Source organism: Rhizobium sp. KDH_Rht_773_N (genome assembly GCF_052946295.1).
Genome location: NZ_CM129525.1, coordinates 4,004,091 through 4,024,556 on the forward strand (window position 1 = coordinate 4,004,091; position 20,466 = coordinate 4,024,556).

A 20,466-nucleotide genomic window follows, 5' to 3' on the forward strand; every position below is an offset into this window, starting at 1 on the left:
AAGGGAAGAGAGATATGGTCGAGATTCCATCCGGCAGCATCCCCTCCGCCGAAGTCGAGGATGTCGAGCTTTATCACCCGAAAAGCTGGTGGACCAGATATGTGTTCAGCCAGGATGCCAAGGTCATCGCCGTGCAATATGCGCTGACCGCCATCGCGATCGGCATGGTGGCGCTGGTGCTTTCCTGGCTGATGCGGCTGCAGCTTGCCTTTCCCGGCTATTTCGCCTTCATCGATGCCGACCACTATTACCAGTTCATCACCATGCACGGCATGATCATGGTGATCTATCTGCTGACGGCGCTCTTCCTCGGCGGTTTCGGCAATTACCTCATTCCGCTGATGGTCGGCGCGCGCGACATGGTCTTTCCCTATGCCAACATGCTGAGCTACTGGATCTACCTGCTTGCGGTGCTGATCCTGGTCGCGGGCTTTTTCGCCCCCGGCGGCCCGACAGGGGCGGGCTGGACGCTCTATCCGCCGCAGGCCGTCCTGTCCGGCACGCCCGGCGGCAAGGACTGGGGCATCCTCTTGATGCTGGTTTCGCTCATCGTCTTCATCATCGGCTTCACCATGGGCGGGCTGAACTATGTCGTGACCGTGCTGCAGGGGCGCACGCGCGGCATGACGCTGATGCGCATGCCGCTCACCGTCTGGGGCATCTTCACCGCCACGGTGATGGCGCTTCTGGCCTTTCCGGCGCTCTTCGTCGCCTGCGTCATGATGCTGTTCGACCGCCTGCTCGGCACCAGCTTCTTCATGCCGGCGATCGTGGAAATGGGCGAGCAGCTGCAGCATGGCGGCGGCAGCCCGATCCTGTTCCAGCACCTGTTCTGGTTCTTCGGCCATCCGGAGGTCTATATCGTGGCGCTGCCCGCCTTCGGCATCGTCTCGGACCTCATCAGCACGCATGCGCGCAAGAACATCTTCGGCTACCGCATGATGGTCTGGGCGATCGTCATCATCGGGGCGCTCAGCTTCGTCGTCTGGGCGCACCACATGTATGTCAGCGGCATGAACCCGGCCTTCGGCTTCTTCTTCGCCACCACGACGCTCATCATCGCGGTTCCCACCGCCATCAAGGTCTATAACTGGGTGCTGACGCTGTGGCGCGGCGATATCCACCTGACGCTGCCGATGCTCTTTGCGCTCGCCTTCATAGTCACCTTCGTCAACGGCGGGCTGACGGGCCTGTTCCTCGGCAATGTCGTCGTCGACGTGCCGCTGTCGGACACGATGTTCGTCGTGGCGCATTTCCACATGGTCATGGGGGTCGCGCCGATCCTCGTCATCTTCGGGGCGATCTGTCACTGGTATCCGAAGGTGACGGGGCGCATGCTGAACGAGACGCTCGGCCAGATCCATTTCTGGATCACCTTCCTCGGCACCTACGCGATCTTCTTTCCGATGCATTATCTCGGCCTGCTCGGCGTGCCGCGGCGCTATTACGAGCTTGGGGAGACGGCCTTCGTGCCGGCTTCGGCCCATACGCTGAACGTCTTCATCACCGTCATGGCGCTCATCGTCGGGGCGGCGCAGGTCCTCTTCCTGTTCAACCTCTTCTGGAGCCTGTTGCGGGGCCGGGAGGCCGGCGGCAATCCGTGGCGGGCGACGACGCTCGAATGGCAGACGCCGCAGACGCCGCCCGCGCACGGCAACTGGGGCAAGGACCTGCCCGTCGTCTACCGCTGGGCCTACGACTATAGCGTGCCCGGCGCGGCGGAGGATTTCATCCCGCAGACGGTGCCGGCTGCCGGCGGCGTCACCCGCGAGGTTCCGGCATGAACGTCACGCTGATCTTCCTTGCCGCAATCGGCGCCATCATCGTCTGGTGGCTCTCCGGGCAGCGGCTGACCTCGAAACCGTGGCTGGAAACCGGCTCTCTGCAGCTGCCGGCCCATGACGATGCCGGCCGCCACCGGCAGCCGGTGCCGGCGGTCAAGATCGGCCTTTTCGTGTTTCTCGGCGTCGTCGGCGCGCTCTTCAGCCTTGGCGTCAGCGCCTATTTCATGCGCATGGGCTCGGCGGACTGGTGGGGAATGCCGGTTCCGCGCCTGCTCTGGGTCAATACGGCCGCCCTTGCGCTCAGCAGCGCGGCGCTGCAATGGGCGCGGCACGAGGCGCGCAACGGGCGCATGGAAAGCCTGCGGCCGGCGCTGGTGACGGCGCTTGCGCTTGCCGCCTTCTTCCTCGCCGGCCAGCTGCAGGCCTGGCGGGAGCTTGTGGCGGCCGGTTACGTGCTTGCCGACAATCCCGCCAACAGCTTCTTCTACATGCTGACCGGCCTGCACGGGCTGCATATTCTCGGCGGACTCGGCGTGCTCGCGCATACGACGGTGCGGTCGTTTTCGCCGGACGCGCCGTCGGAAAGGCTGCGGCTCAGCGTCGAGCTGTCGGCCATCTATTCGCATTTCATGCTCGCCGTCTGGCTGCTGCTCTTTGCGCTCTTTGCCGGCTGGGCCAACGATTTCGTCGATCTCTGCCGCACATTGCTGAACTAGGGGGTTACGGATGGCACAGACTGTCGGGACACATGGGGAAGCAAGCGTCAGGCCGGCCGGCCTGCGCGGCGTCGCGGCCGATTTCAGCTCCGACCAGCGCGCCTTCAAGACCGCCTCCTGGGGCAAGGCGATGATGTGGATCTTCCTGCTCAGCGACACGTTCGTCTTCGGCTGTTTCCTCATCGCCTACATGACCGCGCGCATGTCGACCCCGGTCGCCTGGCCGAACCCGAGCGAGGTCTTCGCCCTGCATATAGGCGGGCAGGATGTTCCGCTGATCCTGATCGCCATCATGACCTTCGTGCTGATCTCCAGCAGCGGCACGATGGCGATGGCGGTCAATTTCGGCTATCGCCGCGAGCGCGGCCGGACGGCCGTGCTGATGCTGCTGACGGCGCTGCTCGGCGCCACCTTCGTCGGCATGCAGGCCTTCGAATGGACGAAGCTGATTACCGAAGGCGTGCGCCCCTGGGAAAACCCCTGGGGGGCGGCGCAGTTCGGTTCGACCTTCTTCATGATAACCGGCTTTCACGGCACCCATGTCACGATCGGCGTCATCTTCCTCCTCATCATCGCCCGCAAGGTCTGGCGCGGCGATTTCGACGTGGAGCGGCGCGGCTTCTTCACCAGCCGGAAGGGCCGCTACGAGGCCGTCGAGATCATGGGCCTCTACTGGCATTTCGTGGACCTGGTCTGGGTCTTCATCTTCGCCTTCTTCTATCTGTGGTGAGGTCGTCATGAGCGAGACAACGGCACATGCGCAAAGCCCGGCGGTCCGGGCGGCGGAACACGGGCAGCAGCACCCGATCCGGCTCTATCTTCTCGTCTGGGGCCTGCTCTTCGTGCTCAGCGCCTTTTCCTACATGGTCGATTATCTCGGCATCCAGGGCTATCTCAGATGGACGCTGATCCTGCTGTTCATGATGCTGAAGGCGGGGCTGATCGTCGCCGTCTTCATGCACATGGCCTGGGAGAGGCTGGCCCTGGTCTACGCCATCCTGCTGCCGCCGCTGCTGGTGCTGGTCTTCGTGGCGCTGATGGTATCGGAAGCCGATTATACGATCCTCACCCGGCTCGCCTTTTTCGGGGGCGGGGTGTAACGGCCACGGGCGGCAACGCCATCGGAAAAACAGGGGGACTAAGCGCATTGGTTTTTCCTTTCGAGGCGCTTGCGGGGGTGCCGGCAGGCCCCGAACCGGGCCATGCCCGCGCGCTGCGGGGAAAATTTTTGCGTCCTGAATTTTGTGTGGAACTCTCTGCCGCGTCGCGCGTTTGGCAGCATCTTTACGGAGCGATCGGGAGGAGATCATGCAACCGAAGATCGGAACGGATGCGCCTGCGGACCGCTGGATCGGTGCTGTGGAGCTTGCGATCGTGCAGAAGGCCTTCGACAGGCTCTGCGCAGAGCGCGGCATTTCACGCGACTGCACCGAGGCGCGCGAACTCGCTCGGGTGACAATCGACCTTTACCGGCAGGGTGCCGACAGCGAATACAAGCTGCATACCATGCTGTCGGGATCCGATTTCAAGACACCGGCCCTGTGAGGGGCGCATGAGCAATATCGTAACATTCCCACGCCGGAACCTCCGGCCGCAGCGGCCGTCCTATGTCGGCTCGGCAAGGCAGGTGGAGGGGCGCATCGCCATTCTGGAAACGATCGCGAAGATCACCGTTCGCGACAGCGCCTTCACGCCCTACGAGCAGGCGGCCCTTCTGGCGAAGCTGAGGACCGCGATCCGCGCCGAATGCGTGGCGCACAAGCTGTCGCCGGACGAGCAGTTCGAAACGATGCGTTATGCCGAACGGCTTCTCCACGATATTCTCGACAGCCTCGACGACTGAAACCGCCGCCTTCACGCCTTCCTGTCCGGCGCGCTCGGGCTCGTCGATGCGCCGGCAGCTTTGAGGCGCCCTTCAAGCCGGCTAAGGATAAAAAGAAAGCCGGCCCAGGGCCGGCTTAGACGAACACGGCTGAACAGGGGTACTGGCCGGTTCCTGGCATTTCGTGACTGACAATCAATTTCACTACAATGCCGAGGCCAGCAGAAAGGGCGTAACGAGATCGCCGAAAGGGCGGCTCCGCAAAGGGGTGGGCGGCGGGCGGGAGCCGGTGCTGTCCTCGCGTGTTTTTATGCGGGACGAACATCACCGATTGATGACATCGGCGGCCTGCCGGCAACTTTCTTTTTGCCGGCCGCATTATCCTGTGGACGGGGCTGCCCGCCGGTTTTGCGGCCCGGTAGGCCGATGGCGTGAATGCTGTGTTCAGCCCCTTCGGGATGTCAAACTTTCACAAAACGGCTATATAGCGGGCCAAATTCGATCCGATATCCGCAAAGAGCCCCATGGCACCGATCATTTCCGTCCAGAATCTCACGAAAACCTATGCCAATGGCTTTGCGGCGCTGAAGGGCATCAACCTTCAGATCGAGCGCGGCGAAATCCTGGCGCTGCTCGGGCCGAACGGGGCGGGCAAGACCACGCTGATCTCGATCATCTGCGGCATCGCCAATCCGAGCGGCGGCACCGTCACCGTCGACGGCCACGATGTGGTGAAGGATTTCCGCGCCACGCGCACGATGATCGGCCTCGTGCCGCAGGAACTGACCACCGACCAGTTCGAGACGGTGTGGAACACGGTGAGCTTTTCGCGCGGGCTGCACGGCAGGAAGGCGGACCCGGCCCATATCGAAAAGGTGCTGCGCGACCTGTCGCTGTGGGACAAGAAGGACAATATGCTGCGCCAGCTTTCGGGCGGCATGAAGCGGCGCGTGCTGATCGCCAAGGCGCTGTCGCACGAGCCCTCGATCCTCTTCCTCGACGAGCCGACGGCGGGCGTGGACGTGGCGCTGCGCAAGGACATGTGGCAGGTGGTCGAGCGGCTGCGCGCCTCCGGCGTCACCATCATCCTGACGACGCATTATATCGAAGAGGCCGAGGAGATCGCCGACCGCGTCGGCGTCATCAACGGCGGCGAGCTGCTGCTCGTCGAAGACAAGCAGGCGCTGATGGCCAAGCTCGGCCGCAAGCAGCTGATCCTCGAACTCAACGATCCGCTGGAGAGCCTGCCCGACTGTTTTGCCGGCAACGGCCTGTCGATCGAGGCCGAGGGCAACCGGCTCGTCTACGAATTCGACACGCGCAACGAGCACGAAAGCGTGGCCTCGCTGCTGACGCGGCTTGGCGAAAACAACATCAATTTCCGGGATCTTTCGACGCGCCAGAGCTCGCTCGAAGACATATTCGTATCGCTGGTGGGAGCGGCAAAATGAATTTCGAGGCGATCAAGTCGATCTATTTCTTCGAGATGGCCCGCACGCGGCGCACGCTGCTGCAGAGCGTCATTTCGCCCGTCATTTCCACCTCGCTCTATTTCATCGTCTTCGGGGCGGCCATCGGCACGCGCATCCAGCAGGTGGAGGGCGTTTCCTACGGCGCCTTCATCACGCCCGGCCTCATCATGCTGACGCTGCTCGGCCAGTGCATCGGCAACGGCTCCTTCGGCATCTATTTTCCGAAATTCACCGGCACGATCTACGAGATCCTGTCGGCGCCCGTCGCCATGACGGAGATCCTGATCGGCTATGTGGGGGCGGCCGCCACCAAGGGCCTTATCATCGGCACGATGATCCTCATCACCGCCAACCTCTTCGTGGACGTGCGCATCGAGCACCCGTTCATGATGGTGCTGTTCTTCCTTCTGACCGCCGTCAGCTTCAGCCTGTTCGGCTTCATGATCGGCATCTGGGCGACGAATTTCGAGCAGCTGAACCTCATCCCCATGCTGGTGGTGCCGCCGCTCACCTTCCTCGGCGGCAGCTTCTATTCCATCAACATGCTGCCGCCCTTCTGGCAGGCGGTCAGCCATTTCAACCCGGTTCTCTACCTCGTCAGCGGCTTCCGCTGGAGTTTTTACGGGATTGCGGATGTGAACCCGCTGGTCAGCCTGGGCATGATCGCGCTGTTCCTGCTGATCTGCCTGACCACGCTCGGCTGGATCTTCAAGACGGGCTACAGGCTGCGCAACTGACGGGGCGGCAGCGCGCCCCACAGCCTACTGCGCGACCGGCTGCGGCTTCGGGAACGTCCAGCTTCCATCCAGGATCGGCTGGCGCGGGCGGTAGAGGCGCACGGTATAGTTCCAGCCCTCCACGATGGGCAGGCAATTGGCGATCTTGCCGTCGCAGCCGCCGAACTGCACCTTGACCGTGCCGTCGGCCTCCCTGGCGGCGGTGATGTTGTTCAGCGTATAGGCGTCGAGCTTGTTCTTCTCGTAATAACCCTGAGCATTATAAACGCTGACCGACCAGAAGCCGTCGACGGGGACATCCTTGACCGTGAGCCGGTAGACCGTCTCGCCGTCGTTCTTCGGCGGCGTCTCGTTCAGGTAGATTGCGTCCTTCTCGGGATTGCCGCCCCAGCCGACCGCGGTGCCGATCAGGTGGCGGATCGGATCGACCGCGTCCCTGGTGCCGAAGGCGCCCCGGAAATCGGGAATGGTCGCGCCCAGCACGATCAGCGCGTCACGGATCTCCTTCTGGCTCGCCTGGTCCCAGTCCGGCGCTTCGAATTTTCCGGCGTCTGCCGGGCTGATCGTCATGGCGTCCTGAAGGCTGTGAACCTGCCTGAGATCTTCGGGATTGCCGGGATCGACGAGGGTGCGGATCGCAACGAAGATGTAGCGCGTGCCTGCCGCCGCCCGGTCGTAGGTATAACTGCCCGCATCATATTTGACGTCGCCGACGACGTAATGGTCTTCGTTGATGACCTGCATCGAGCGGAAACGCTTGCCGGCATCGGGCAGGGTGACGGTGACCGGTCCGGCATCGAGGTCGATGACGGCGGAGGAGTAGAGCGTATCGCGATTGGTCCGGATGACCGGCTGCTGATCGATGTCAACAGGCTCGCGGTGATGATGGAAGCTGCCGGTCTTGCCGCCGGAATCCTTCACCGCGCTGCCGAAATAGAGGTCGGATTCGGCGCGGGCGAAATTGTCGACGGTAACGGGCATGGCCGTCTGCGCCCCGGCCGGCGCGGCGAGCGCGAGCGCCAGCGTGGCGATGGCGGCGTGGCGGGCAATGCCGGCAGGCATTGTGGCGGATGCAGGCTTGGACCCTCTCATGGCTCTTCCCCCTCGCGCGGCTTTGCGGGGAGGAGCCTTTCACAAGCCTTCATCCGGGAGAAGTACGTTACCGTAAACGCCGATGTAAATGAGGCAGCAGCAAGGGCTGCGGCTCAGGCCTTGCTTTTGCGCGCCTGCTTGCCCTGCCGCGGGCGGAAATCGACGAGCAGGGATTTCAGTTCGAGTTCGCGCACGCGCCGGGCCGCCTCGTCGGGGCTTACCCAATCGAGCCGGCGCTGGCCGGTTTCGCGGAACCGGTCCTGCGTATGCTCGACCTCGATCTGGAAAATATCGACGATGCAGGGCGCGACGTCGCCATTGTCCAGCTCCTTCAGATAGGTGTAGCGGCCGACCGGCTGTTTGCTCACCGCCCCGCGCACGCCGCCTTCCTCCCAGGCCTCGATGGCGGCGGCCTCGTGCGGCTTCTTCTTTTTCATCGGCCAGCCCTTGGGAATGATCCAGCGGCCGCTGTCGCGGGTGGTGACGACGAGGATTTCGATCTCCGAATGATCGGTCCTTGGCCCGCCGTTCCTGTAGCGGAAGCAGAGCGCGCCGTATTGCTGGCGAAAGGCGCCGGAAAAAAGCTGCTGCGGTCGCTCCGCAAGCTGTTTCAACAGGGGCCTTGCCGGCCCAGCGTCGGATTTTGTGCCTTTTTTGCTGGATTTCATGACGCCGAGCATTGCCAATTTTTACATTTTGGATCAATTCCCTGCGACGATTTATGACACATTTATGACAGTCTTTGATGACCGTCGTCCGCAAGGGAAGGATCGCCCGGAATGATGAGCGTGTTTCGCAAGATGATGCCGCGGGAAGACCGCTTCTACGAGATGTTCTGCAGGCATGCGAAAACCGTGGTGACGGCGGCCGAGGCGATGGAGAAACTTCTGAAGGGCGAGGCGGTCGAGGAGAATTGCGACCGTATCGTGGCGCTGGAGGAGGAGGCCGACCAGATTACCCGCGAAGTGCTGCAGGCGATCCGCCGCAGCTTCATCACCCCCTTCGACCGCGGCGACATCAAGGATCTGATCCAGTCCATGGACGATGCGATCGACATGATGCACAAGACGGTCAAGATCATCCGCCTGTTCGAGCAGTCGCGTTTCGATCCGCTGATGCAGGAAATGGGGGGCGAGATCGTCAAGGCCGCGGGCCTCATGCAGCAGGCGATCGGGCTGCTCGACAAGCTGGGCGCCAATGCCTCCCGGCTCTCGGCGATCGCCGAGGAGATCACGCGGGTCGAAGGCCGGTCCGACGAGCTGCATGACGAGGGGCTGAAGGACCTCTATCGCCGGCATGGCGCCAGCGGCAATGCCATGGCCTATATGATCGGCAGCGAACTCTACAGCAACCTGGAGAAGATCGTCGACCGGTTCGAGGATGTGGCGAACGAAATCAGCGGCGTCGTCATCGAGAACGTCTGATGGAAGCCACTCTCTCCCTTCCGCTGCTGATCGGGCTGATCGGCGTGGCGCTGTTCTTCGATTTCCTCAACGGGCTGCACGACGCGGCGAATTCGATTGCGACGATCGTTTCGACGCGGGTGCTGCGGCCGCAATATGCCGTCGCCTGGGCGGCGTTCTTCAATTTCATCGCCTTCCTGTTCTTTGGCCTGCATGTGGCCGAAACGCTCGGCACCGGCATCATCGATCCGGCGATCGTCTCGCCGCAGGTCATTTTCGCGGCGCTCATGGGGGCGATCGTCTGGAACATCGTCACCTGGCTGTTCGGCATTCCCTCGTCGTCGTCGCATGCGCTGGTCGGCGGGCTGGTCGGGGCGGGGCTGGCGAAGGTCGGCGTCAGTTCCATCGTCTGGAGCGGCCTGCTGAAGACGGTCGGCGCGATCGTCCTGTCGCCGGCGATCGGCTTCCTGCTGGCGCTGTTCTTCGTGCTCGTCGTCTCCTGGATGTTCGTGCGCCAGACGCCCTTTGCGGTCGACAGCACCTTCCGCGTCATGCAGTTCGTCTCGGCCTCGCTCTATTCGCTCGGCCATGGCGGCAACGATGCGCAGAAGACCATGGGCATCATCGCCGTTCTTCTCTTCAGCCAGGGGCAGCTCGGCCCGAGCTTCCATGTGCCGCTCTGGGTCGTCATTTCCTGCCAGTCGGCAATGGCGCTCGGCACGCTCTTCGGCGGCTGGCGCATCGTTCACACGATGGGCTCGAAGATCACCCGGCTGAACCCGATGCAGGGCTTCTGCGCCGAGACCGGCGGGGCGCTGACGCTCTTTGCGGCGACATGGCTCGGCATTCCGGTATCGACGACCCACACGATCACCGGCGCGATCATCGGCGTCGGCGCCGCGCGGCGGCTTTCGGCCGTGCGCTGGGGTGTCGCCGGCAATATCGTCATCGCCTGGGTCGTCACCATGCCGGCGGCCGCCGCCATCGCCGCCGCCTGCTACGGGATTGCCGGCCTGTTCCAGTAGGGACCTACGGCCTGCCGCGATAGCGCAGCGCATCGACGAGGATGGAGAAGGCGGCCGAGGGCTGGCGGCGGCTCGGGTAATAGAGGTGGTAGCCGGAAAACCACGGGCACCAGTCCTCCATCACGCGGACGAGCGCGCCGGATTCGAGTTCGGCCTCGGCCATGTCCTCCATGACGAAGCCGAGGCCGAAGCCGGCGACGGCGGCGCGCACGATCATGCCGGTATTGTTGAAGGCGAGCTGGCCGTCCACGCGCACGCGCAGCTCGCGGCCGTCCTTTTCCAGCTCCCAGGCGTAGAAGCCGCCGCCGCTCAGCTGCCTGAGATTGATGCATTGGTGGGCCGCAAGGTCCTGCGGGCTTTTCGGCACGGGATGGCGGGCGAAATAGTCGGGCGAACCGACAATCGCCATTCTCAGGTCGGGGCCGATCCTGACGGCGACCATGTCCTTGGCGAGCGCTTCACCGAGCCGCACCCCGGCATCGAAACGTTCCGCGACAATGTCGGTGAAGCTGGAATCGAGCCCGAGTTCGACATGGATATCGGGATAGTCGTGCAGCAGGTTCTTCATGACCGGCCACAGGATGGTGGTGGCCGCATGTTCGGCGGTCGTGATGCGGATGGTCCCGGCGGGGCGCTCGCGCAATTCGCCGAGCGAGGCCAGTTCGGCGCCGATACTGTCGAGCGCCGGCCGCAGCGTCGCAATCAGCCGGTCGCCGGCTTCGGTCGGGGCGACGTTGCGGGTCGTGCGCGTCAGCAGCCGCACGCCGAGGCGGGTTTCCAGGCGCCGGATCGTGTGGCTGAGCGCCGATTGCGAAGTGCCGAGCCGGGCGGCGGCACGGGTGAAGTTCTGCTCGTCGGCCACGGCCAGGAAGGCATGGAGATCGGCCAGTTCCTCGCGCTTCATTCATGAATGCCTTTAATGGATGGGCTGCCGGTTCCTAGTTTCCGCTCATGAACCCGCCCGGTCAAGACCGCCGCCTTGCGGCAACGAGCGAGAGGCTTGCAAAGCTGCCGATGCCGGCAAGGGCCGTGACCAGCGCGAGCGGGCGCGGCGTGCCGTCGGCCAGCGCGCTGACGGCTGCCGAGCCGGCGATGCCGCTGCCATAGTGCAGCGCGCCGACGAGGGCGGAGACGGCGCCGGCGCGGGCGGGAAAATCCTGCAGCGCGCCGCCGATGGAATTGGCGACGATCAGGCCCGACCAGAAGACGAAGAGAAAGAGCAGGGCGGCAAGCGCCCAGAGGCCGCCCCAGCCGGTCATGCCGGCGGCAAGGGTGGCAAGGCCGGAGATCATGGCGCCCGACGTGCCGATTTTCAGCATGGTCGTCGTGCCGAGCCGGGCGACGAGGCGCGAGTTCAGCATGTTGGTCGCCATGATGCCAACAATGCCGAGCGCGAAGATGATGCCGTAGAGTTCTGGGGCGACGCGGTAATAGTCGATATAGGCGAAGGGCGTGCCGGCAATATAGGCGTAGATGCCGGCATAGAAGAAGCCGCCGGCCGCGGCAAAGCCGAGAAGCCGCCGGTTGCGGATCAGGCTGGCGTAGCCGGCGAGCGCCGACATGATCGGCGCGCGGTTGCGCCGCTCTTCGGCAAGGGTCTCGGGAATGGTGAAGAGGGCCGCGAGCGTGGCGAGGCCGACAGCGACCAGCACCCAGAAGATCGTGCGCCAGCCGGAGAGCGCCAGGATCTGGCCGCCGACGATCGGCCCGAGCAGCGGCGCGATCGCCATGACGGTCATCAGGGTCGAGAGCATCTGGGCGGCGCGGCTTCCTTCATAGAGATCGCGCACCATGGCGCGCGCCAGCACCACGCCGGCGCAGGCGCCGACCGCCTGCACGACGCGCCAGCAGATCATTTCGCCGGCCGAGTTCGAGATCGCGCAGCCGGCCGAGCCGATGACGAAGAAGAACAGGCCGACGGCAACGGGAAGCCGGCGGCCATACCTGTCGCCGAGCGGACCCCAGAAGAGCTGGCCGAGGCTGAAGCCGATGAGGAAGCCCGACACCGTAAGCTCGATCGAGCCGGTATCGGCGCCGAGATCGCGGCCCATCGCCGGCATGGCGGGAAGGTAGAGGTCGGTGGAGATCGAGGCGAAGCCCATGAGGGCGCTCAGCACCGCAAGCACGCGCAGGCGGGGCGGCGTCGCGGCGGGCGGGGTCGCAGTGGGCGGGGACGGGGCAATCGTTTCCGCGCGGTCGTCGGCGGAGCCTGCAAGTTCATGGGCCATGCGTCTTCTTTCGGCAAGCGGGTCGAGGCCGGGGTGTTCCGGCCCCGGCCTGCCTTGCTGGGAGGGCGGGCCTCAGAGGCCGGTCATCTTCATCAGCCGCTCGGGATAGCGGTCGCCCTCGACCTGGATCTTTGCGGCGGCCGCTTCCAGATCGGCCAGTTCGCCGGCCGTCAGGCTGAGATCGGCAGCGCCGAGGTTTTCCTCCAGCCGGTGCAGCTTGGTGGTGCCGGGGATCGGCACGATCCAGGGCTTTTGCGCCAGCAGCCAGGCAAGGGCGACCTGGGCCGGCGTTGCCTTCTTGGCTTGCCCGACCTGGGTGATGAGATCGACCAGCGCCTGGTTCTTCTCCATCGCATCGGGCGTGAAGCGCGGCAGGTTCTTGCGGAAATCATTGTCGGCGAGCTTGCTGTCCTTGCTCATCGCGCCGGTGAGGAAACCCTTGCCGAGCGGGCTGTATGGCACGAGGCCGATGCCGAGTTCCTCGCAGGCGGCAAGGATGCCGTTCGTTTCCGGGCCGCGCGTCCAGAGCGAATATTCGTTCTGCAGCGCCGTGACCGGCTGCACCGCATGGGCGCGGCGCACGGTGGCGGCACCCGGTTCCGACATGCCGAAATGCCTGACCTTGCCGGCGGCAATCAGATCCTTGACCGCACCGGCGACATCCTCGATCGGAACCTCGGGATCGACGCGGTGCTGGTAGAAGAGATCGATCGCCTCGATGCCGAGCCGCTTCAGCGAGGCATCGGCGACGCGCCTGATATTGTCGGGGCGGCTGTCGAGGCCGGCCTGCTTGCCGTCTTCGAAGCGGAAGCCGAACTTGGTGGCGATGACGACCTGATCGCGCACGGGGCGCAGCGCCTCGCCGACGATCTCCTCGTTGGTGAAGGGGCCGTAGACCTCCGCCGTGTCGAAGAAGGTCACGCCGCGCTCGACGGCGTCGCGGATCAGCCTGACGCTGTCGCCGGTCGCCAGCGAATGGCCGTAGGAGAAGTTGAGGCCCATGCAGCCGAACCCGAGGGCCGAGACTTCCAGGCCCCGGCCGAGAATGCGCTTTTTCATGATCTTGCCTTTCCGTTGGATGACCGGAAGATAGACCAGCCGGCCGGCTTCGATTAGCCCGCGCAATCGGCATGTAGTCATGAACGGGATTCATGACCGCATGCCGAACAGCCCATCTAATCCGATCAATGGAGGGGTGGTAGATTCGATCCTGACCACCGTGCGGACCCGCTTCAGGGACGCGCGGACCGATCAGAAAAGGACATAGCCATGCTGGCAACAATCATGCGCGCCCCCGGCGACGTGCGCTGCGAGGAAGTCGCCGAGCCGACGATCCAGAAGCCGACCGACGCGATCATCAAGCTCTCGGCATCCTGCATCTGCGGATCGGACCTCTGGCCCTATCGCGGCCTCAACGAGGTGAACGAGCCGAGGGCGATGGGCCACGAATATTGCGGCATCGTCGTGGAGGTCGGCAGCGCGGTGAAGACGGTCAGGCCCGGCCAGTTCGTCGTCGGCTCCTTCTGCCTGTCCGACAATACCTGCCCGCATTGCCGGTTCGGTTTCCAGTCGTCCTGCGAGCAGCGCGAATTCATGAGCGGGGCGCAGGCGCCCTTTGCCCGCGTGCCGCTGGCCGACGGCACGCTGGTTGCGACCTCGGCGCTTCCCTCCGACGACCTGATCCCGAGCCTGCTTGCCGTTTCCGACGTGCTCGGAACCGGCTGGTATGCGGCGGACGCGGCGGGCGTGCAGGAGGGCTCGACCGCCGTCGTCGTGGGCGACGGCGCCGTCGGGCTGATGGGCGTGCTTGCCGCAAGGCAGATGGGTGCGGCGCGCATCATCGCCATGAGCCGCCACAAGAGCCGCCAGGACCTGGCGCTGGAATTCGGCGCGACCGACATCGTTTCCGAACGCGGTGCGGAAGGGGTGGCGCGGATCCGGGAACTGACCGGCGGCGTCGGCGCCGACAGCGTTCTGGAATGCGTCGGCACGCAGGAATCGATGGGGCAGGCGGTCGATTGCGCCCGTCCGGGCGGCAAGATCGGCTTCGTCGGCGTGCCGCACGGCGTCACGCTCGACGGCCAGCAGCTGTTCTTCCAGCAGAAGAGCCTGCTCGGCGGGCCGGCGCCGGTGCGCCGCTATCTGCCCTATCTGATGGATCTCGTCCTCGACCGCACCATCAACCCCGGCAAGGTCTTCGACCTGCAGATCCCGCTTGAGGATGTGGCCGAAGGCTACAGGGCGATGGACGAGCGCCGCGCCATCAAGGCCCTGCTCAGGGTCTGAGAAAAGCCGGCAGGAGATTTCAGATGGTGACGAAATTCGAAAGGGCGGGACGCGCGCGCGTCGCGCCAGATGTCGTGCATGAGGTCGCGCCCGGCCTCGGCCATTTCACCGACGACGTCCTGTTCGGCGAGGTGTGGCTGCGGCCGCAGCTTGCGCCGCGCGACCGCAGCCTGGTCACGGTGGCGGTTCTTGTCGCGACCGGCAAGGTGGCGCAGATCGGCTCGCATGTGCGCCGCGCGCTCGACAACGGCGTCGAGCCGGCCGAACTCGGCGAAGTCTTCACCCATCTCGCTTTCTATGCGGGATGGCCGAACGCCATGTCGGCGGTGGCCGAGACCCGCGCGGTCTTCCAAGAGCGCCGCATCGGTCCGGTCCCCGGCAGCGACCGGGCGCCGATAGACCTGCCGCCGGAGGGCGAAGCGGCACGGGCGGCGCGGGTGGCCGCGACGGTCGCGCCGACGGCTCCGGCGCTGGCGGACCTTACCGACCGCGTATTGTTTGGCGACCTCTGGAGACGGCCGGACCTGTCTGCGCGCGACCGCAGCCTGATAACGGTGGCCGCGCTGATTGCGATCGGCCAGCCGGAACAGCTTCCCTTCCATGCCGGCAGGGCGATGGATAACGGGCTGACGCAGGAGGAGGCCTCGGAAATGCTCGCCCATATCGCCTTCTACGCCGGCTGGCCGCGGGCCATGTCGGCGGTCCCGGTGATCGGGCGTGTCTTTGCGGCACGAGCGGCCGGGGCCTGAAACAGGCGGCTCTTCGGGCCGGCCGGTCCGCGCTACCTCAATTTTCAGGGGTCTCTATTTTCCATCGGATGTTGCGCCCTAATCTCCCTGCAAGAAGAAGGAGAGAGCAGGCAGACCATGCATATGATTGCGCATTCATCCGAACGGGACGAGACCAGATCCGCAAGTGCCGCAGGCCGCAGGATCGACAGGAGCGGCGCCATCTGCTGCCGGGTGGAAAGGGGCGGCGCGCTGACCGTGCTGCTGATCGCAAGCCGCGAGACCGGCCGCTGGACAATCCCGACAGGCATTCCCGGCAGGCGGGAAAAGCCCTATCGCTGCGCCCAGCGCCAGGCGCTGCAGGAAGTGGGCGTCAGCGGCAAGGTCCGCAAGAAGCCGCTCGCCCACTATGCCGATCTCAGCGATCCCGGAAATCCGCTCAGGGTTTCACTCCATCTGCTGCGGCTGAAGAGCGAGGCCGGTCACTGCGCCGAATATGCCCAGAGGCAGAAGATCTGGATCTCTCCGGCGCAGGCGGCGCTGCTGGTCGAGGAGCCGGAACTGCGGGCGCTCTTTCTCTCGTTCGATGCCGACAATCCGCTGACATCGCAGGACAGGCTGAAACCGCGCCGCCTCCACGGCCGGCATCCCGCCCATGACGCGCCGGTCTCCCTTGCTTCGTCGGCGGCCTCGCCCTGACGATCTAGACATAACGTTCGTCTATCAGCATTCCTGTGAATCAGATGTTCTCTGCTTGTTCATGTTGCGACATATGATAGGTTGCAGTGTCATGAACCAGTTGAAAACTATTTCCCCCGCCGAAACGTTCGCGTTCGATTTCGTGCAGCTCGGAAGAACGTTTCACGAGCTCTCAAAATACGCGAGCGAAGATGACAGCATCGATGTCGGCCACGCCTTCCACGTCGGTGATCGCCTTTCCTGGGGTGATCTCGTCAACGAATATCGTCTGGTCATCCTTGCCGAGGCCGGGTCTGGCAAGACCGCAGAGATACGAAGCATCGCTCAAACGCTTCGAAGCGAAGGCAAACGCGCATTCTTTTTACGCCTAGAGAACATTCCCCGCGACTTCGAATTCGCGTTCGAAGTGGGAACTTATCCTGAATTTTGCGCGTGGTTGGACGGCAATGAAGAAGGCTGGCTTCTCCTTGATTCCGTGGACGAAGCGCGTCTTCGCAATCCTCGCGACTTCGAGCTTGCGATCACCAAGCTCGGGGCGCTTATTGGAACGGCTAAGGATCGCGCTCACATCATAATCACAGGACGCACAACGGCTTGGCGACCCAAGACGGATCTCATGCACTGCCTTGCTCATCTGCCATATGCGGCGCCGGTCACTGTGCAGGAGACACAAGAGAAACAAGGAGAAGCCGAATCCGACGACTTTGAAGACACGATACAGACCGAGACGCGTGACAAAGGCAGTGACGGCGCTCCCGGTTTCAAGATCGTCACGCTTAGCGACCTCGACGCAGAGCAGATTGCTCTTTTTATTGCGGCTCGCGGCGTTACCAACACCAAAGCTTTTCTCGATGCCGTGGAAAGAGCCGATGCGTGGTCCTTTACCACGCGTCCGCAAGACCTCGAAGACCTAACGGCCTTCTGGCTCGCCAACGAGCGGATTGGCAGTCGGCTGGAGATCATGCGCAACAGCATTGAACGCCGCCTTAGCGAACGTGACCAAGGGCGGGCCGAAGTGCGTCCCCTTGCAATGGAGCGAGCGCGGGAGGGCGCGATGCTGCTCGCTGCCGCCACGACGCTTTCGAAAGACCCGGCAATTCGAGTGCCGGATGGGGCGGATAATACGAAGGGGATTCCCGTCAAATCCGTGCTTCCCGATTGGGACGAAGCGCAACAGGCGGCTCTCCTTGCTCGTCCAATCTTCGATGAAGCAATTTATGGCGCGGTGAGGTTTCACCATCGGTCGGTTCGCGAGTATCTCGCCGCCGAATGGTTCGCAAAATTGCTCGCCCGCGAAACCTCGCGGCGGTCAATAGAGGCGATGTTTTTCCGTGAGCAATACGGCACTTTAGTCGTAACTCCCACCTTGCGCCCGATTTTGCCGTGGCTTGCCCTGCTTGACGACAAGATCAGAGAGCGCATCAAGCAGATTGCTCCCGAAATTGCTCTGGAAGGTGGCGATCCGAGCCAACTTCCCATCGCGGATCGCCGGCAAATCCTTCGTGACGTATGCGCTCAAGTTGCCGCCGGGACGTCGAGCCGATCGATCCATGATTACGCGGCGGTCCAGCGCTTCGCAAATGAGGATCTCACGGACGACATTCGAGCGCTCATTCGATCGCACGCGAGCAATGATGATCTGTCGTCCTTCCTCTTGCGCATGGTCTGGTTGGGTCAGTTGAAGGGCGCGCTTCCGGAGGTATTGGAGATCGCTCTTTCGAGCGGCGCGGAAGAATATAGCCGCAAGAACGCATTTCGAGCGCTCAAGGCTATTGCGTCCGAGGCCGATCAGAGAAGAGTCCGCGATACGTTTGTTTCGGAGGAAAATGAACTTAGTCGAACCCTGTTGGCAGAGCTTGTCGAAGACCTCCCCCCGGGTCTTGAAAACTTGGAGTGGTTCTTGCGCGCCATTGCCAGGAGCCAGCCGAAGGAACGTTATGGCGTAGACGGCTTGGGCGAACAGCTGAAAAGTTTCGTCCAGCGTGCCCCTCTCGATGTGGTTCATGCGTTCGCCGTCGGCCTTCTTCCAATGCTGAGCCAGCCGCCCGTGATCGAGCGCCGGTTCAACGATGTTTCGCAACGCTTTGAGTGGCTTTTGCCCTCGGCCGCAAAAGCCGTTGAGCGGCTGATCTCGGCGCGTCATCCAAGGGCGTTTGAGCCTGCCTGCTTCACGATCATGCGCATGATCTCAGGTGCTCGCGCTTATCAGAGCGATGAAATTTCGGATGAGAAAACCAACTTTGCCGAGCTTGTTTCGTCCTGGCCGGAACTCAACCGGGCTTTCTTCTGGTTCGAAGTGCAACGGACACGGGAAGGGACAGTGCAGAAGGGCGAGCGCCTGACAGATTTTTGGCGCGCCTCCATTTTCGGGACGTTTTGGGCTTTTGGCGAATCCGATTTCGACTATGTGAGCGGCGAGATCGCAAACCAGAGTGAACAGGACAACAAGCTTGTCGCGCTCTCGTTGGCTTTCGACCTGTACCGCCGTTTCAGCCGTCCTCGTGACTGGCGAGAGAAGCTCAAGAGGCTCGTGGCAGGCAACGATGAACTCGTGGCGCGGCTCGGTACGTTTTTGAAGCCGCCTGCCCAACCTGAACCTCGTGGTTGGAAGGCCCAGGAGCGCAAGTGGAAGAAGCAGAGGGAAGCTCATAAAGCCAAACAGGCTCAATACCACGAGGGATGGAAGGACTATCTTGAGAAGGAGTTGGAATCTCTATCCGCGTCCCAGAAAGCCAAGCCGGGAGAGATTCTTAACGCTTCGCATTACCTGTTTGACTGCTGCCGCGACGACCGGCACTTCGGCAGAAAATGGACCGAGTACAATTGGCAAAAGCTGATCCCAAAGTTTGGCGAGCCGATCGCTCGTTTTTATCGCGACTCCGCAGTTGAATTTTGGCGGCATTATACACCGACGCTGCAATCCGAGGGCGCGCCCAGCAATCAGACCTCTCACGACACGATCTTTGGTCTTGTGGGCCTTGATATAGAGTTTCACGAAACGCCCGGATGGCCCTCAGGGCTGAGCCCCTCCGAGGTCGAACTGGCGTGCCGCTATGCCTCATTTGAGCTCAACGGGTTCCCGACTTGGTTTCCAAAGCTGTTTGAAACCGACCCAGCTACGGTGACGGCGTTCTTGCTGGGAGAGATCAGGTATGAACTTTCCAGCGAGAAAGCCGATATCGACGGAAACTACATACTCAATGATGTCAGCTGGTCGGGCCAGTGGTGCTGGGAGCAACTCGCCCCTCAGCTCTACAGCCTTCTGCAAACGGCCGAGCCCATCAATCTCAACAATCTCGGTAAGCTTCTGAAGATCCTGCAGGGCTCGTCCGTCTCAGACACCGATCTTGGCGCACTCGCCGCAACAAAATGCGCCGCTCTCGGCGATTCCACGAATGCCGCATTTTGGTTTGCCGTGTGGACAGGTGTGGCACCGCAAGACGCCATTCCCGCGCTATCCGCTCGGCTTGATGCGATCACTGACACCGAAAAGCGTATCGAATTCGCGATGAACTATGTCACGCATTTGTTCAGCGGGCGTAGGGGCGAGGATGGTGCGGCCCGAGACGCCTTCCACGCGCCTTCGTATTTGAAATCCCTCTATTTGCTGATCAGTCAGCATGTCCGGCGGGAGGATGATATCGAGCGGGCGGGCACTGGTGTGTACTCGCCCGGTCTCAGGGACAACGCACAGGATGCGCGTAACAACCTCGTGGAAGCCCTTCTGAAGACACCGGGAAAGGAGACATTTCTGGCAATCCACGAGATCGCCGAAGCATTCCCCGAGCGTCCTTGGCTCGCGCGCCTCGCAAAGGAGAGAGCCGAAAGGGACGCTGATCTTGATGCGATCCCTCCTGCGGGGGTGCGAGAACTTAATGACAAACTGGAGAGAACCCCGACCAATCATCGGGAACTGGCGGAGCTTGCTGTGCTTCGGCTCAGCGACCTGAAAGACGAGCTTGAGAACGGGGATAGCAGCATCGCTGCGATCTTGCGAACGGTTCAGCTCGAAACCGACATGCGAAAATACATCGGAAAGGAACTTCGCGATAAAGCGTTTGGCCGTTATGCGATCCCGCAGGAAGAGGAACTCGCCGACGCCAAGAAGCCTGATCTCCGCTTTCATGGAATGGGTTTTGATGCTCCGGTGCCGGGCGAGCTAAAGCTTGCCGACAAATGGAGCGGGCCAGACCTTTTTGAGCGGCTCGAAAATCAACTCTGCGGCGACTATCTTCGAGACAACAGATCAAACCGGGGCATTTTTGTCTTGGTTCAAAGGGGCGAGAAAACCAACTGGGATCTTCCCGGCGGACTTGGCCGCGTAGACTTCGATGGTTTGGTCGCGGCGCTTCAACAGAAATGGGTTGAACTATCACCGCGCTATCCGGGCATCGACGACATCACTGTGATCGGAATCGATCTAACCAAACGTGACAAGAAGGACGCTCATTCCCACACTTGAATAGTCTGCATC

At 62.9% G+C, this 20,466-nt stretch carries 18 protein-coding genes and 1 pseudogene; 14 read left to right on the top strand and 5 right to left on the bottom strand.

The window, feature by feature from the left end; translation table 11 throughout:
- The first annotated feature begins 14 nt into the window (after positions 1 to 14).
- The 8 genes from ctaD to ACU8HS_RS19900 all read left to right on the top strand — a co-directional run bounded on the left by ctaD (position 15) and on the right by ACU8HS_RS19900 (position 6,531).
- Positions 15 to 1,784, top strand: a complete 1,770-nt coding sequence (gene ctaD, locus ACU8HS_RS19865) for a cytochrome c oxidase subunit I (RefSeq protein ID WP_447015036.1) — start codon at positions 15 to 17, stop codon at positions 1,782 to 1,784.
- On the top strand, positions 1,781 to 2,500 hold the full coding sequence (locus ACU8HS_RS19870; protein ID WP_447015037.1) for a cytochrome c oxidase subunit 3: 720 nt from the start codon (positions 1,781 to 1,783) through the stop codon (positions 2,498 to 2,500). Before ctaD ends, ACU8HS_RS19870 begins: the two co-directional genes overlap by 4 nt.
- Positions 2,501 to 2,510: 10 nt before the next feature.
- Positions 2,511 to 3,230: a heme-copper oxidase subunit III family protein gene (locus ACU8HS_RS19875; protein ID WP_112573027.1), complete on the top strand. Its 720-nt coding sequence runs from the start codon at positions 2,511 to 2,513 to the stop codon at positions 3,228 to 3,230.
- A gap of 7 nt (positions 3,231 to 3,237) precedes the next feature.
- Positions 3,238 to 3,600, top strand: coding sequence for a cytochrome C oxidase subunit IV family protein (locus ACU8HS_RS19880; RefSeq protein ID WP_112573029.1), 363 nt, complete (start codon positions 3,238 to 3,240; stop codon positions 3,598 to 3,600).
- 208 nt (positions 3,601 to 3,808) lie between these two features.
- A complete protein-coding gene (locus ACU8HS_RS19885) occupies positions 3,809 to 4,045 on the top strand; it encodes a hypothetical protein (protein WP_112573031.1) in 237 nt (78 codons plus the stop codon).
- Positions 4,046 to 4,052: 7 nt separating this feature from the next.
- Positions 4,053 to 4,343 (top strand): hypothetical protein, encoded by a 291-nt coding sequence (locus tag ACU8HS_RS19890; protein ID WP_112573033.1) that lies wholly within the window; start codon positions 4,053 to 4,055, stop codon positions 4,341 to 4,343.
- Between the two features lie 503 nt (positions 4,344 to 4,846).
- Entirely contained in the window at positions 4,847 to 5,773 is a 927-nt protein-coding gene (locus ACU8HS_RS19895; RefSeq protein WP_447015038.1) for an ABC transporter ATP-binding protein, read from the top strand.
- A complete protein-coding gene (locus ACU8HS_RS19900) occupies positions 5,770 to 6,531 on the top strand; it encodes an ABC transporter permease (protein WP_447015039.1) in 762 nt (253 codons plus the stop codon). Before ACU8HS_RS19895 ends, ACU8HS_RS19900 begins: the two co-directional genes overlap by 4 nt.
- Positions 6,532 to 6,555: 24 nt before the next feature.
- On the opposite strand, the gene ACU8HS_RS19905 is transcribed toward ACU8HS_RS19900, so the two are convergent.
- Entirely contained in the window at positions 6,556 to 7,623 is a 1,068-nt protein-coding gene (locus ACU8HS_RS19905; RefSeq protein ID WP_447015040.1) for a DUF1254 domain-containing protein, read from the bottom strand.
- Positions 7,624 to 7,736: 113 nt separating this feature from the next.
- The gene (locus tag ACU8HS_RS19910) at positions 7,737 to 8,291 is read right to left on the bottom strand and encodes an NUDIX hydrolase (RefSeq protein ID WP_112759133.1); all 555 of its coding nucleotides are present in this window, start codon (positions 8,289 to 8,291) and stop codon (positions 7,737 to 7,739) included.
- 111 nt (positions 8,292 to 8,402) lie between these two features.
- Here ACU8HS_RS19910 and ACU8HS_RS19915 point away from each other — a divergent pair, with 111 nt between their 5' ends.
- The gene (locus ACU8HS_RS19915; protein ID WP_113414073.1) at positions 8,403 to 9,047 is read left to right on the top strand and encodes a DUF47 domain-containing protein; all 645 of its coding nucleotides are present in this window, start codon (positions 8,403 to 8,405) and stop codon (positions 9,045 to 9,047) included.
- Positions 9,047 to 10,051: an inorganic phosphate transporter gene (locus tag ACU8HS_RS19920; protein ID WP_112573043.1), complete on the top strand. Its 1,005-nt coding sequence runs from the start codon at positions 9,047 to 9,049 to the stop codon at positions 10,049 to 10,051. The genes ACU8HS_RS19915 and ACU8HS_RS19920 overlap by 1 nt, the downstream gene beginning before the upstream one ends.
- A gap of 4 nt (positions 10,052 to 10,055) precedes the next feature.
- On the opposite strand, the gene ACU8HS_RS19925 is transcribed toward ACU8HS_RS19920, so the two are convergent.
- The 3 genes from ACU8HS_RS19925 to ACU8HS_RS19935 form a co-directional block, all read right to left on the bottom strand.
- Entirely contained in the window at positions 10,056 to 10,955 is a 900-nt protein-coding gene (locus ACU8HS_RS19925) for a LysR family transcriptional regulator (protein WP_112573045.1), read from the bottom strand.
- A gap of 61 nt (positions 10,956 to 11,016) precedes the next feature.
- The gene (locus ACU8HS_RS19930) at positions 11,017 to 12,279 is read right to left on the bottom strand and encodes a multidrug effflux MFS transporter (RefSeq protein ID WP_447015041.1); all 1,263 of its coding nucleotides are present in this window, start codon (positions 12,277 to 12,279) and stop codon (positions 11,017 to 11,019) included.
- Between the two features lie 72 nt (positions 12,280 to 12,351).
- Entirely contained in the window at positions 12,352 to 13,338 is a 987-nt protein-coding gene (locus ACU8HS_RS19935) for an aldo/keto reductase (RefSeq protein ID WP_447015042.1), read from the bottom strand.
- Between the two features lie 210 nt (positions 13,339 to 13,548).
- Here ACU8HS_RS19935 and ACU8HS_RS19940 point away from each other — a divergent pair, with 210 nt between their 5' ends.
- From ACU8HS_RS19940 to ACU8HS_RS19955, 4 genes and pseudogenes are all read left to right on the top strand, one after another.
- Positions 13,549 to 14,565: a zinc-dependent alcohol dehydrogenase family protein gene (locus ACU8HS_RS19940; RefSeq protein ID WP_447015043.1), complete on the top strand. Its 1,017-nt coding sequence runs from the start codon at positions 13,549 to 13,551 to the stop codon at positions 14,563 to 14,565.
- A 50-nt stretch (positions 14,566 to 14,615) separates the two neighbouring features.
- Positions 14,616 to 15,305: pseudogene (locus ACU8HS_RS19945) on the top strand (carboxymuconolactone decarboxylase family protein); the annotation flags it as partial.
- A gap of 126 nt (positions 15,306 to 15,431) precedes the next feature.
- A complete protein-coding gene (locus tag ACU8HS_RS19950; RefSeq protein ID WP_447015044.1) occupies positions 15,432 to 15,992 on the top strand; it encodes an NUDIX hydrolase in 561 nt (186 codons plus the stop codon).
- Between the two features lie 91 nt (positions 15,993 to 16,083).
- Positions 16,084 to 20,454, top strand: a complete 4,371-nt coding sequence (locus tag ACU8HS_RS19955; RefSeq protein ID WP_447015045.1) for an NACHT domain-containing protein — start codon at positions 16,084 to 16,086, stop codon at positions 20,452 to 20,454.
- Positions 20,455 to 20,466: the final 12 nt, after the last annotated feature.

Excerpts from the sequence above, each read along its gene's own strand:
- ACU8HS_RS19920 (WP_112573043.1), top strand. The coding sequence starts at position 9,047 with ATGGAAGCCACTCTCTCCCTTCCGCTGCTGATCGGGCTGATCGGCGTG.
- ACU8HS_RS19925 (WP_112573045.1), bottom strand. The coding sequence starts at position 10,955 with ATGAAGCGCGAGGAACTGGCCGATCTCCATGCCTTCCTGGCCGTGGCC.
- ctaD (WP_447015036.1), top strand. The coding sequence starts at position 15 with ATGGTCGAGATTCCATCCGGCAGCATCCCCTCCGCCGAAGTCGAGGAT.
- ACU8HS_RS19905 (WP_447015040.1), bottom strand. The coding sequence starts at position 7,623 with ATGAGAGGGTCCAAGCCTGCATCCGCCACAATGCCTGCCGGCATTGCC.
- ACU8HS_RS19940 (WP_447015043.1), top strand. The coding sequence starts at position 13,549 with ATGCTGGCAACAATCATGCGCGCCCCCGGCGACGTGCGCTGCGAGGAA.
- ACU8HS_RS19930 (WP_447015041.1), bottom strand. The coding sequence starts at position 12,279 with ATGGCCCATGAACTTGCAGGCTCCGCCGACGACCGCGCGGAAACGATT.
- ACU8HS_RS19910 (WP_112759133.1), bottom strand. The coding sequence starts at position 8,291 with ATGAAATCCAGCAAAAAAGGCACAAAATCCGACGCTGGGCCGGCAAGG.
- ACU8HS_RS19885 (WP_112573031.1), top strand. The coding sequence starts at position 3,809 with ATGCAACCGAAGATCGGAACGGATGCGCCTGCGGACCGCTGGATCGGT.
- ACU8HS_RS19880 (WP_112573029.1), top strand. The coding sequence starts at position 3,238 with ATGAGCGAGACAACGGCACATGCGCAAAGCCCGGCGGTCCGGGCGGCG.
- ACU8HS_RS19895 (WP_447015038.1), top strand. The coding sequence starts at position 4,847 with ATGGCACCGATCATTTCCGTCCAGAATCTCACGAAAACCTATGCCAAT.
- ACU8HS_RS19870 (WP_447015037.1), top strand. The coding sequence starts at position 1,781 with ATGAACGTCACGCTGATCTTCCTTGCCGCAATCGGCGCCATCATCGTC.
- ACU8HS_RS19900 (WP_447015039.1), top strand. The coding sequence starts at position 5,770 with ATGAATTTCGAGGCGATCAAGTCGATCTATTTCTTCGAGATGGCCCGC.
- ACU8HS_RS19950 (WP_447015044.1), top strand. The coding sequence starts at position 15,432 with ATGCATATGATTGCGCATTCATCCGAACGGGACGAGACCAGATCCGCA.
- ACU8HS_RS19955 (WP_447015045.1), top strand. The coding sequence starts at position 16,084 with ATGAACCAGTTGAAAACTATTTCCCCCGCCGAAACGTTCGCGTTCGAT.
- ACU8HS_RS19890 (WP_112573033.1), top strand. The coding sequence starts at position 4,053 with ATGAGCAATATCGTAACATTCCCACGCCGGAACCTCCGGCCGCAGCGG.
- ACU8HS_RS19875 (WP_112573027.1), top strand. The coding sequence starts at position 2,511 with ATGGCACAGACTGTCGGGACACATGGGGAAGCAAGCGTCAGGCCGGCC.
- ACU8HS_RS19935 (WP_447015042.1), bottom strand. The coding sequence starts at position 13,338 with ATGAAAAAGCGCATTCTCGGCCGGGGCCTGGAAGTCTCGGCCCTCGGG.
- ACU8HS_RS19915 (WP_113414073.1), top strand. The coding sequence starts at position 8,403 with ATGATGAGCGTGTTTCGCAAGATGATGCCGCGGGAAGACCGCTTCTAC.